The sequence below is a fragment of the Vibrio sp. JZG10 genome, assembly GCF_054064075.1.
On the sequence record NZ_JBSUGE010000015.1, the window covers coordinates 1 to 12,063 of the forward strand.

Annotated in this window: 11 protein-coding genes and 2 tRNA genes; 8 read left to right on the forward strand and 5 right to left on the reverse strand. The window is 44.5% G+C overall.

Going from position 1 to position 12,063, the window contains the following annotated elements:
- Positions 1-114 precede the first annotated feature (114 nt).
- The 5 genes from ACWYVB_RS16580 (at position 115) to ACWYVB_RS16600 (ending at position 2,451) form a co-directional block, all read left to right on the forward strand.
- Positions 115-191, forward strand: a tRNA-Asp gene (locus ACWYVB_RS16580).
- Positions 192-226: 35 nt separating this feature from the next.
- A tRNA-Trp gene (locus ACWYVB_RS16585) sits at positions 227-303 on the forward strand.
- Between the two features lie 335 nt (positions 304-638).
- Positions 639-971 carry a DUF1904 domain-containing protein gene (locus tag ACWYVB_RS16590; RefSeq protein ID WP_005391613.1) on the forward strand — a complete coding sequence of 111 codons (333 nt, stop codon included), beginning with the start codon at positions 639-641 and terminating at the stop codon, positions 969-971.
- Positions 972-983: 12 nt separating this feature from the next.
- Complete coding sequence (gene mepA / locus ACWYVB_RS16595) at positions 984-1,820, forward strand: penicillin-insensitive murein endopeptidase (protein WP_258684871.1); 837 nt, start codon at positions 984-986, stop codon at positions 1,818-1,820.
- Positions 1,821-2,142: 322 nt separating this feature from the next.
- Positions 2,143-2,451 carry a hypothetical protein gene (locus ACWYVB_RS16600; protein WP_005391608.1) on the forward strand — a complete coding sequence of 103 codons (309 nt, stop codon included), beginning with the start codon at positions 2,143-2,145 and terminating at the stop codon, positions 2,449-2,451.
- 42 nt (positions 2,452-2,493) lie between these two features.
- Here ACWYVB_RS16600 and ACWYVB_RS16605 read toward each other — a convergent pair whose 3' ends face one another.
- The 3 genes from ACWYVB_RS16605 to rdgC all read right to left on the reverse strand — a co-directional run bounded on the left by ACWYVB_RS16605 (position 2,494) and on the right by rdgC (position 5,231).
- Positions 2,494-2,748: a YfhL family 4Fe-4S dicluster ferredoxin gene (locus ACWYVB_RS16605; RefSeq protein WP_031780214.1), complete on the reverse strand. Its 255-nt coding sequence runs from the start codon at positions 2,746-2,748 to the stop codon at positions 2,494-2,496.
- 2 nt (positions 2,749-2,750) lie between these two features.
- Positions 2,751-4,151, reverse strand: coding sequence for a prephenate-dependent tRNA uridine(34) hydroxylase TrhP (trhP, locus tag ACWYVB_RS16610; protein ID WP_104971298.1), 1,401 nt, complete (start codon positions 4,149-4,151; stop codon positions 2,751-2,753).
- 165 nt (positions 4,152-4,316) lie between these two features.
- Positions 4,317-5,231, reverse strand: a complete 915-nt coding sequence (gene rdgC, locus ACWYVB_RS16615; protein ID WP_005391604.1) for a recombination-associated protein RdgC — start codon at positions 5,229-5,231, stop codon at positions 4,317-4,319.
- A gap of 224 nt (positions 5,232-5,455) precedes the next feature.
- On the opposite strand from rdgC, the gene phoB reads away from it, so the two are divergent.
- Genes phoB through ACWYVB_RS16630 form a run of 3 tightly spaced genes read left to right on the forward strand, consistent with a single transcriptional unit; the run spans position 5,456 to position 8,443 of the window.
- Complete coding sequence (gene phoB / locus ACWYVB_RS16620; RefSeq protein WP_005381752.1) at positions 5,456-6,145, forward strand: phosphate regulon transcriptional regulator PhoB; 690 nt, start codon at positions 5,456-5,458, stop codon at positions 6,143-6,145.
- Between the two features lie 40 nt (positions 6,146-6,185).
- Entirely contained in the window at positions 6,186-7,484 is a 1,299-nt protein-coding gene (gene phoR, locus ACWYVB_RS16625) for a phosphate regulon sensor histidine kinase PhoR (RefSeq protein WP_005383667.1), read from the forward strand.
- Positions 7,484-8,443: a PstS family phosphate ABC transporter substrate-binding protein gene (locus ACWYVB_RS16630; protein WP_457529477.1), complete on the forward strand. Its 960-nt coding sequence runs from the start codon at positions 7,484-7,486 to the stop codon at positions 8,441-8,443. The genes phoR and ACWYVB_RS16630 overlap by 1 nt, the downstream gene beginning before the upstream one ends.
- Before the next feature lie 34 nt (positions 8,444-8,477).
- Here ACWYVB_RS16630 and ppx read toward each other — a convergent pair whose 3' ends face one another.
- Both ppx and ppk1 read right to left on the reverse strand, forming a co-directional pair.
- The gene (gene ppx / locus ACWYVB_RS16635; RefSeq protein WP_316681778.1) at positions 8,478-9,983 is read right to left on the reverse strand and encodes an exopolyphosphatase; all 1,506 of its coding nucleotides are present in this window, start codon (positions 9,981-9,983) and stop codon (positions 8,478-8,480) included.
- Entirely contained in the window at positions 9,967-12,057 is a 2,091-nt protein-coding gene (gene ppk1, locus ACWYVB_RS16640; RefSeq protein WP_457529479.1) for a polyphosphate kinase 1, read from the reverse strand. Before ppk1 ends, ppx begins: the two co-directional genes overlap by 17 nt.
- Between the last annotated feature and the right edge of the window lie 6 nt (positions 12,058-12,063).

Here is a 12,063-nt window from a genome sequence, read left to right on the forward strand (position 1 = left end):
GAAGTGAAACGAAATAGCGCCGATGGTAGTGTGGGGCTTCCCCATGTGAGAGTAGGACATCGCCAGGCTTTAAATTTTGGACACTTGCTGATTACAAGCGAGTGATACCACTGCGGAGTGGTAGTTCAGTTGGTTAGAATACCGGCCTGTCACGCCGGGGGTCGCGGGTTCGAGTCCCGTCCACTCCGCCACTTATTTGAGAGTCGTCTCATTAAACACGAACTGCAGGGGTGTAGCTCCAATTGGCAGAGCAGCGGATTCCAAATCCGCGTGTTGGGAGTTCGAATCTCTCCACCCCTGCCATATATCAAGGCTCTGACTTAGGTCAGAGCCTTTTTCGTTTCTAGCGAATAGTTGTCGACATCTGATGCACATTGATCTTAAGAACATATTACATCGGTGACTTAAGCCATTCTATTTCCCTTGCAATAGATTGCGTCACTAAGCTTCGGTGTATCGTTTTCCCCCTTCTTACCTCTGTTCATACTCCCATTATTCTTCGTTAGTGAGCTAGTTGATTTACTACTTGATCTATATGACGTGAATAGAAAAGGTTAGTGGTTACATTGGCTTGGATGATTACTGACTTGGTTCCTGTTATTATCATGAGTTAATGCTAATAATTAGGAAGTAAGTTTATGCCACATTTTCGATTCCGTGCTGTAGAGCCGCAAGCTGTTCAGGCACTATCAAAGCCTCTGACGGATGAACTTCAGCCTCTGATGGACTGTCCGCGTGAGGATTTTACTTTTGAGTATATCTACACTACGTTTTTCAATGAGGGCGAGGTGAGTGCTGCATATCCTTTTGTCGAAGTGCTTTGGTTTGATCGTGGTCAGGAAGTACAAGATAAAGTTGCTAAGCTTATTACACAGCAAGTTCGTGGTATTGCTGGTGCGGATATTGATGTTGCAGTTATCTTTTCAGCTTTATCCCCTAAAGCTTATTACGATAATGGCGAACACTACTAAAGGCTAAAATCTATGAAGCTGAGTTTCATTGTATCTTTGGGTTTATGTTTCTCAGCTTCAGTATACTCTACTCCTTGGGAGTCTGTTGCTAACCCTACCCAAAACTCTTCTTCCTCTATTGGTAGCTATGCTAACGGTTGTTTGGATGGTGCATTACCTTTGCCTCTTGATGGCGTTGGTTATCAAGTTTTACGCAGTAAAACGAAACGCTACTATGGGCACCCTAAAACGATAGAGTTTATTGAAAACCTAGCGCTTAAAGCTCATCAAAATCTCGACACAACGCTGCTTATAGGTGACCTGTCTTTACCACGAGGAGGAAGGTTTTCTTCTGGCCATTCTAGTCACCAAACTGGGTTAGATATTGATATCTGGTTAAGACTCGCTGACCAACCGCTTTCTTATAACGAATTACAACTCCCTAAGCCAATGAGTGTGGTGGACTTAAAAGGGTATTCCATACTTAACCATCGCTGGGAAGATAGGCACTTTAGGCTGATTCGATATGCTGCACAGAGTGAGGATGTTGCACGAATTTTTGTACATCCTGTTATTAAGGAGCAGCTTTGCTCGCAAGAAGAAGGCAAAGAACGTTCTTGGTTACGTAAAGTTCGCCCTTGGTGGGGGCATCATTACCACTTCCACGTCAGGTTATCTTGTCCTGAGTCGAGTGGCTATTGTGTTGAACAAGCTCTGCCTCCCGCTGGTGATGGTTGCGGGGTAGAGCTTGCTAGTTGGGGACCGAAAGTTAAGCCTATCGATAAGCCTCCGTCTGCGAAAGTTATTACTAAGCCCAAGCAAAAAAAAGCGATTCCACCGCAATGCCAATCACTTATCTCTACTAACTAGAGTGACTCTATAGGTTTATATTCCCTTACGTATCTCTTTTATGAAACTGGAGAAACATCATACTTTTGTCTACAGTGAATAATACCAATACAAAAACTAACCTAATTAGTTTTGGTGACATAATATAGAAATCTAAATTAAACAAAGAGTTGTAGTATAGATAAGTCGTAACTTCTCTGTTTAGAAAGATCTTTCGTCACGATACTTTGGTTTCTTAGCAATATGTCTGTCAGTTGGCTAGCGAAGCAATAACAAGGCAGACAAGTGTGTGAGGTGGGAATGGATACTTCTCCTACTAGAAGAGTAAATCAAGGATAAAACCATGACTATGATTTGTGCAAAAGAATTTGCAGAGTGGTTAAGACACAGATTTAGCAGTGAAACGAAAGGGGTCTTATTGACTCGGGTTGATGTAAACCACCTGACAGGACGTCAGCGTCTTGATCCCGGATTTGTTAATGATGTGCATTACGAGCTGATGCAATATGGAATGGCTTTTGTTACGGACACGAGCCGAGAAAACTTTTATCTTGTGCCGGTTTCCCAAGCTGAAAATTGGCGAGATCGGTTAGAGTCTCATTTTGAAAAAGAGTTGTTTTGTAATATCTATCCTATTGAAAAGTCGGGTTAAAAAAAGGTTCAACTTTGTCTCCAAAGTTGAACCTACTTGTTCTTATGCTAACCCTTGAATAATCACGAACTTCTCCAGTAACTGCTCTTCTGTTTCTACATGATCCGGGTCTGTGATAATGCATTTTGTAATCGGGCACACTGACTGACAGGTCGGCTTTTCGTAATGTCCCTTACACTCTGTACATAGAGCTGGGTCAATCTCGAAAATGCTTTCTCCCATGCTGATTGCCCCATTGGGGCATTCGGGATCACACATGTCGCAGTTAATGCATTTGTCAGTAATGAGCAAAGCCATGATTACTTACCAGTCGGGTTACGGGTGTCCTGCCCTGAGTTTAAGTTACGCATCAATAGACCGTATTCTAAATCTAGATCTGCTGGTACTGGAATGAAGACGAAGTGACCATTCCCTTTGGCATCCTCAATCGACTCTGACTTACGGTTTTCCATCGCTTCTAGCGTGAAAACAACATTACCTTTTGGCGTCATTAGCTCAAGGCTATCACCGACAAGGAATTTATTTTTCACTTCTACTTCAGCCATATCGCCACGACGTTTACCTGTGAACTCACCGACAAACTGTTGAGCATCAGAGACGGAGTAGCCGTAATCGTAATTCTGGTAGGTGTCGTGAGTATGACGACGTAGGAAGCCTTCGGTATAGCCACGGTGAGCTAGGCTCTCTAGTGTGCCCATTAGGCTTTCATCAAATGGTCGGCCTGCTACAGCGTCATCAATTGCTTTGCGGTAAACCTGTGCAGTACGAGCACAGTAATAGAATGATTTAGTACGACCTTCGATTTTCAGCGAGTGCACACCCATCTTGGTTAGGCGCTCAACATGCTGCACTGCTCGCAGGTCTTTAGAGTTCATGATGTAAGTACCATGTTCATCTTCGTACGCTGCCATTTTTTCTTCTGGACGGTGCGCTTCAGAAAGTAGAACGACTTCATCCGTTGGTTTACCACGGCCAATTGTGGTTTCAGGGCGTTCGTCTTGTATTTCGACAGGCTGCGCTTCAGACGGATCAAATTTCTCTACGATATCACCAGCGTCGTTTTCTTTGCCTTCTTCCACTTTGTATTCCCAACGGCACGCGTTAGTGCAAGTGCCTTGGTTAGGATCACGTTTGTTGATGTAACCAGAAAGTAGGCAACGACCAGAATAAGCCATGCATAATGCACCGTGAACGAATACTTCAAGTTCAGTTTCAGGACAATGCTCACGAATTTCTTCGATTTCTTCTAAAGATAGTTCGCGAGAAACGATCACTCGTTCCACGCCATTCGCTGCCCAGAACTTAACAGTCGCCCAGTTTACAGCGTTTGCTTGTACAGAAAGGTGAATTGGCATTTCTGGGAAAGCTTCACGAACCATCATGATTAGACCTGGATCTGACATGATCAATGCGTCAGGACCCATTTCTACGATTGGTTTAAGATCACGGATGAAGGTTTTTAGCTTCGAGTTGTGTGGTTGAATGTTACATACCACATAAAGCTTTTTGCCTAGAGCATGCGCTTCATCGATACCGATTTTTAGGTTTTCGTGGTTAAACTCATTGTTACGTACGCGAAGGCTGTAGCGAGGTTGGCCAGCGTAAACTGCATCTGCGCCGTAGGCGAATGCGTAACGCATGTTTTTCAGGCTTCCCGCAGGAGACAGTAGCTCAGGTACGAATGCTTTCTCAGTTGTCATTGCTCAATTCTCTTTTATCTGATCACAAGTCAGGCCAATTCCACCTAATGGAAATGGGGCGCAAATTTTACGTCAAAATGTGAACTGTGACTAGGGTAATTGTGCTTCAGATAGAAAAACACCCTCAAAAAAAGTGAGGGCGTTATGGTTAACCTTTATACAATATTAAGCGTTGGGATTTGGTAAGCCGCCTAGCGCATCGTATAGGTTGGGTAGGAAAGCACTGAACTCCCCACACATCAGAGAGAAGTCTGCATCAAATCGAGCTGCTTGATCTTCACGTGGAATATCGTCATTTTGATCTTTCAATTCATCAGAGAATTTTAGACGCTTAATACCCGCATCTTCTGTCATGATGAATTCAATACGATCTTGCCAATTAAGTGCAAGCTTCGTTACGACTTTATCTGCTGCGATGTGGTTGCGGATTTCATCTGTGGTCAACTCTTGCTTCTTACAACGAATCACGCCACCTTCTTCAAGCACGGATTTTAGCTCAGCTTCGTCCATCATGGTGATACCTTGAGGTGTGTCGCCCGTTTTCACCCACTCGGTTAGCGTTGTTTCAATCGCTACTTCTGGAATGGCAGGAACAACAGGTAAACTACCCATGGTTTTACGAAGTAGTGCTAATACGTCTTCCGCTTTTTTGTAGCTGCTTGCGTCAACAAGGATGAACCCTTCTTTTGGCATGATGAGCACGTGAGTGTGGCTGCTGCGGCTAAATGCGCGAGGCAGTAAATCCATTACGATGTCATCTTTCAGGTTGTCTTTCTCTTTCTTCTTCAGAGGACGACCTTCTTGCGCTTCCATTGCTTCTACTTTTGCATTCAATGACTCTTTGATCACTGAGGCAGGTAGCATTTTCTCTTCTTTCTTGGCGCAAATCAGAATGCGGTTTTCTGACACGTGAGTCATCATGTCGCCATGTCTACCCATTGCACTGACCCAGCCAAATTTCTGTTTATCTTGACTGCCACATGGGGTGAATCGGAATTCAGACAGTTGAGTTTCTAGTTGTTCGGCGTTGAAAGTAACCTCGCGGTTAACGCGGTATACCAGACAGTTTTTAAACCACATAAATCTTCTCTAGGCTTGATGACAAGGGACTAATCATAGGGAATTTTTGTGCTGATGTCTTAATAGAAATGAAAAATATCCGAATGAACCTCAAAAGAAAGTTATATGAAAATTTGTTTTCAAAGGTCACAAAAGTGTCATAATTGGTAGTGATAATGCTTATGCATAGAGGGGCGCTTTGTCTCTTAAATTCATTAGCTCAACGAACATAAGGTTACTCAATTATGTCTAGAAGGATTCTGGTTGTTGAAGACGAAGCTCCTATTCGCGAAATGCTGTGCTTCGTACTTGAGCAGAAAGGTTACCAAGCGGTGGAAGCGGAAGATTACGATACTGCAGTAACCAAACTGGCTGAACCCTTCCCTGATTTAGTTTTACTGGATTGGATGTTACCAGGCGGCAGCGGCATTAACTTCATCAAACACATGAAGCGAGAGGAATTAACGCGCAACATTCCAGTTGTGATGCTTACCGCTCGTGGTGAAGAAGAAGATAAAGTGCGCGGTTTAGAAGTCGGTGCGGATGACTACATTACTAAGCCATTCTCTCCTAAAGAGTTGGTTGCCCGCTTAAAAGCGGTGATTCGTCGCGTAACCCCGACCGCACTGGAAGACGTAATTGATGTGCAGGGATTGAAGCTTGATCCTGTATCACACCGTGTCACGGCTAATGATGCACCATTAGATATGGGCCCAACAGAGTTTAAAATGCTGCATTTTTTCATGACGCATCAAGAGCGTGTGTACAGCCGTGAGCAGCTATTAAACAATGTTTGGGGTACTAACGTGTATGTTGAAGATCGTACGGTCGATGTTCATATTCGCCGCCTGCGTAAAGCATTGGAAGCCGCAGGTCATGATAAGCTGATCCAAACTGTTCGTGGTGCTGGATACCGCTTCTCGACAAAGGCATAAATTAACACGCAGCTTATCGGTACCATTTCTGGAGTTATGAGTGGTTGAAAGATTAACGTGGAAAAAGCTGGCCTGGGAGCTGGCTTTTTTTTACACCCCATGGGTGATAGTAGGTTGGATATTCGGTTATATGCCGTGGTTGCTTTTGGCAGCTACGGCATTGCAGCTTGTGTGGCATTTGCATAACCAAGTACGTTTATCTTCTTGGTTATGGGATGAAAAGCGCCTTACACCACCGTCTGGTAGCGGTAACTGGGAATCTTTGTTCAATGGCTTGTATCGCTTACAGCAGCGTCAACGCCGTAAACGCAAAGAGCTTACTAATCTCATTCGCCGATTCAGAAATGGTGCGGAATCGTTACCCGATGCCGTCGTGGTGTTCCGTGCTGAAGGCAATATCGTTTGGTGTAACAAACTGGCTCAACACTTATTGGGTTTCCATTGGCCGGAAGACTCTGGTCAACCTATCTCCAACCTCATTCGTACGCCTGATTTTATCAAGTACCTCAACAAGAAAGACTTCTCTGAGCCATTGGAAATGCGTTCACCACTCAATGTCGAACGCATGCTAGAACTACGTATCGTACCGTATACCGAAGGTGAACATTTGATGGTGGTGCGTGATGTTAGCCAGTTAAAACAACTTGAGGGAATGCGCCGTAATTTCTTTGCTAACGTTTCTCATGAACTGCGTACACCAATGACGGTGCTACAAGGTTATTTGGAGATGACAGAAGACCCTGACATGGTTGTGGGCCCAATGTGGAGCAAAGCGCATGGTGTTATGACGGAGCAGCTCAACCGCATGAACAGTTTGGTGAACCAACTACTGACGCTATCTAAAATTGAAGCGGCACCTATGCATGAGCTTGAAGAAGTCGTGAATGTACCTGCGATGCTAGAAGTACTAGAAAAAGAGGCGGTCAGCCTTAGTGGGGACAACCAACATAAATTGAAATTTGATGTTGATGCTAGCCTACGTGTACTGGGCGATGATGACCAGTTACGTAGTGCTATCTCTAACCTCGTTTATAATGCTGTCAAATACACACCGCCTGGCGCGAACATTAATGTTCGTTGGTTCCAGACATCTCAAGGCGCATGCTTAGAGGTGGAGGATAGTGGTGATGGTATAGAGCCTCAGCACCTCCATCGGCTTACTGAGCGTTTTTATCGCGTCGATAAAGCAAGATCACGCGATACCGGAGGGAGTGGGTTAGGGTTGGCTATTGTGAAACATGCGCTGAGCCACCATGATTCTCATTTGGAAATTCACAGTGAAGTGGGCGTGGGCAGTAAGTTTTCTTTTGTATTGCCTGAACGTTTGGTGGTGAAATAATGGCGTTACGATTGGCAAAAACATTCAGTTTATTCGCGCTTGTTTGTTCCTGTATGGCTGTCGCTCAAGATAAGCCATTGCCGAATTATCATAAAACGACTGGGATTGTCGGGAATTTGCTCTCTGTCGGCTCCGATACACTTGCGGGCATGACAACACTTTGGGTTGAAGAGTTTAAATCCATTTACCCGAATATTAATGCGCAAGTCCAAGCGTCTGGATCTTCTACGGCCCCCCCAGCATTGACCGAACAAACAGCTCAGTTTGGTCCCATGAGCCGCCCTATGCGTTTAAGAGAGGTTGAAGCGTTTGAACGTGAACATGGCTACAAGCCAACGGCGCTCAGGGTGGCCATCGATGCAATCGGTATTTTTGTTCATCAAGACAATCCAATTCAAGGACTTAACTTTAGTCAATTAGATGCTTTGTTTTCTGCCACGCTACGCTGTGGTGAAAGTCAATTTATCACGAACTGGCAGCAACTCGGTCTTGAATCACAGTGGGCAAAGCGCAACGTACAGTTGTTTGGTCGTAACTCCGTTTCTGGAACTTATGGTTACTTCAAAAGCAATGCCTTATGTGGTGGCGATTTTAAAACACGAGTTAACGAGCAGCCAGGCTCAGCGTCAGTTGTGCAAGCTGTTGCCTCTACTATCAGTGGAGTTGGCTATTCTGGTGTTGGTTATCGAGTGGCAGGCGTGCGCTTAGTTCCTGTGGCAAAAATAGGAAATGACTACGTGACTCCAACGCGAGAACATATTGTTAGTGGTAAGTACCCACTATCACGTTACTTGTATGTATATGTGAATAAGCACCCGGATTACCCATTAACACCAATAGAAGCCGAGTTTATTCGCTTTATTTTCTCCGCTCAGGGGCAAGCGTTGGTTGAGAAAGATGGTTATGTGCCCATTACGGCAGACTTTGCAGAAGAAGAGTTAAAAAAAGTCGGCCTGTAAGCCGACTTTTTATTTAGGTATGAACAGTACGAAATCAGAAAGTGAGTGTCCACTTCGCGTTGTCCCAACGTTCTTGTTCTTCCTGCAAATCAGCATGAAGCAATTTGTTGTTTTCTAGCCATGCTTCATCTGTGCATGTGAGAATCCATTCGTCATTTTTGATGGATAAGGTGATATCAGGCAATGGATCTTCGTTACGCTGCCCATTTAATACGATAGAAAGTCGTAATATTTTGATGAGGCTTATCACGTCACTTTGTTTGTAGAGGTTGAAAACTGGCAGTTCTTGCAGTTTAAGTGCTTTGCGTTGGAAGCGGGCTAATGTTGCGAGCACTAATTGCTGTTCACGGTTGAAGCCTTGTAGAGTGGAATGCAACAGAATATAGAAAGAGTGGCGATGGAAGCTACGTAAATTGATACTTAATCCGACTTCATGAAGCAATGCTGCCCATTCTAGTAAGTCAAATAACTCACTCTTTTTCTTAATGCCTAGTTCAGAGCGCACCTGACATAACATCTCACGTGCATGGCCTTTAACACGAGCAGCATGCTCTAAGTCAACCCGGTGTTTGTTGGCTAAATTTTCAGTTGTGCGCATACGTATATCGGAGCGCGCAAAACGCTCTTCCATTTCGTACAACAGACCTTCGCGCAGAGCACCATCGGAGAAAAACATCTGCTCAATGCGAAGTGCTTTGAAAATTGCGGACAAAATCGCCACGCCTGCCGCGAATACGGGCTTACGTTCTTCTGTTAAACCTGTCAGTTCAATCTCTTCAATTGAATCAAAATTACACAGAGTTTCAATAAGCGTGTCCAGTCTCTTCGCGGTGATCAGGCCATCTTCAAAACCTAATCCTACTAGCACTTCTTGAATCGCTTTGATGGTTCCTGATGAGCCGAGAGCGATATCCCAGCCTTTTTTACGGTATGCTGAAGCGATGGACTCGAGTTTTTGCTCGGCGGCTAACATCGCTTTATTAAAGTTTTTCCCAGACAGTTTGCCGTTTTTAAAATATTGCTCTGTAAAGCTGACGCATCCCATCTGTTTACTGTTGAGAAGCTCAGGTTCAAACTCTTGTCCAATGATCATTTCGGTACTGCCGCCACCAATATCAACGACCAACTTGGAGTTTGACTCTACTTGAGTGTGAGCGACACCTAAGTATATCAGGCGGGCTTCTTCTTCCCCTGGGATGATTTCTATTGGGAAGGGCATCACTTCTTTCGCACGCTCAATGAATAGATGAGCATTTTTAGCGCGTCTTAGTGTGTGTGTCGCGGCGATACGCACATTCGACTCATCAAGCCCTTGCAGCCTCTCAGCGAACATGGCTAAGCACTCTAACGCACGTTCCATCGCGGAATGACTTAAGTTCAATTCACTGTCGAGTCCTGATGCTAAGCGAACACGCTGTTTATGACGGCTAACCAGTTGTAAGTCACTGCCTACAACCTTGGCCACCACCATGTGGAAACTGTTTGAGCCGAGGTCTATCGCGGCAATGTAGCGAGTATCTTGTTCAAGTATTTGAGGCATCTGAATTTTGTTTTCTAGTTTGCTTTTCTATATTTTTAAGATAGTCATAGATAGCGATTTGAGAACGAACTTTTTTGCGATTACCTCGTGGTACGTAAGCGTTGCTCATTTCCTTATCTATAAAACGAGCCTTTACTGTATCGGTAAAATGGATATTCGTTATATCAATAATTCTCTGTTTCAAACGTGGATCACGGACTGGCGCCGCCACCTCAATGCGGTGATCGATATTTCTTGTCATCCAGTCAGCGGAAGAGATATAGACTTGCGGATCGCCATCGTTATGGGTAATCACCACGCGTGGGTGTTCCAAAAAGCGGTCAACAATACTGATGATGCGAATATTGTCGCTGATCCCCTCAATGCCCGGTACTAAGGAGCACATGCCGCGAATGATCATATTTATTTTCACTCCCGCCGTACTTGCTCCATATAGCTTATTGATGATGCCCTTATCGACTAGGTTATTGACCTTGATCGTAAGAGCGGCTTTCTTTCCTAGCTTGGCATTCGCAATTTCATTATCAATTAAGCGGTAGATTTGGGTACGAGAATTACGTGGAGATACCATGAGGTGGTTGAACTTCACTGGGCGGTATGGATTCTCAATATAACCGAAGACATTACGAACTTCGTTAGTGATTTCTTGATCTGCGGTAAGGAGAGAGAAGTCGGTATAAATTCGTGCCGTCTTCTCATGGAAGTTGCCTGTGCCGATGTGCGCGTAGCGAATAATTTCTTCACCTTCACGGCGACTGATCATCAGTAGCTTTGAGTGAATCTTAAGGCCAGGCGCTCCGAAGATGACGTGCACACCAGCTTCGGTCAACACTTTTGACCATTCGATATTGGCTTCTTCATCAAAGCGAGCCTGCAGCTCCACGACCACGGTGACGTTTTTGCCGTTGTGCACGGCATCAATTAACGAGTTCATCAAGCGAGAATCTTTCGCGACACGGTAAATGTTAATCTTGATACTAAGCACTTTCGGATCGAAGGAGGCTTGGCGTACCAACTCACTAATGTGGTCAAAAGTGTGGTAGGGGTAATAGAGTAGAATATCTTTCGCTTTAATCGCATCAAAGCTGTTAGCGTAACCTTCGAAATCGGCGCATTTCATTGGCGGAAGTGGTTTATTTTCAAGGTACTCTCGCCCAACATTTGGAAACGCAATGAAGTCTTTAAAATTGTGATAGCGGCCGCCGGGAATAAGGTTATCGTAATTAGAGATATTGAGCTTGTTACAAAGAAACTCTAGCATTTGGGGCGGCATATCACGTTCGTAGACGAAGCGAACGGGCTTTGCTGTCAGTCGCTGATTGACACCTTCAGACATTTGTTCGAGCAAGCTGTATTCGATTTCGTTGCGTAAATCGTATTCGGCGTCACGCGTCATTTTCATCGCATAGCCGCTAAGCTCATCATAATCAAAAAAGCCTTTGAACAGCTCATCCAAACAGTGGCGGATAATATTATCAAGTAAGATGATGGTTTTTCGACGCTTTCCTTTCTGTTCTGGTACCATCACAAAGCGGGGAAGGTGATCGGTCGGAATTTCGATCAAAGCGTATTGGTAATGTTCTTCTTTACGTAGCTCTACGGCGATGTAAGCGTACTCGTCTTTGAGAAATTGCAGAACATCGATCTCATCTTTCATTAGCAGAGGGGTGATATGCGGCATGACCTCTCTACGGAAGTATTTCGCGATCCACTTTTGCTGCGATTCATCCAGTTGTTGCTCGTTGACCAAGAAAATGCGACGTCGCGCCATTTCTCGAATCAATTCGCTGTAAAGCTCATCAAATTGTTCGTTAAGCTTGAGTGCTTTCGACTGCATTTTGGTTAACAGTCGTTTAGGGCTATCGCTGCCACCGCGCTCTTGGCTGATTAGGATTCTGCGCTTCACGTCCGCAAAGCGTACTTTGTAAAATTCATCTAAATTGTTGGAAAAAATCCCAAGAAAGCGAATACGTTCGATCAAAGGGACGGTTTTATCGGCAGCTTCTTGTAATACTCGTTCGTTGAAAGACAACCAACTAAGTTCTTTTTCTATATATAGTTTTTCTGCGCTCATAACCTT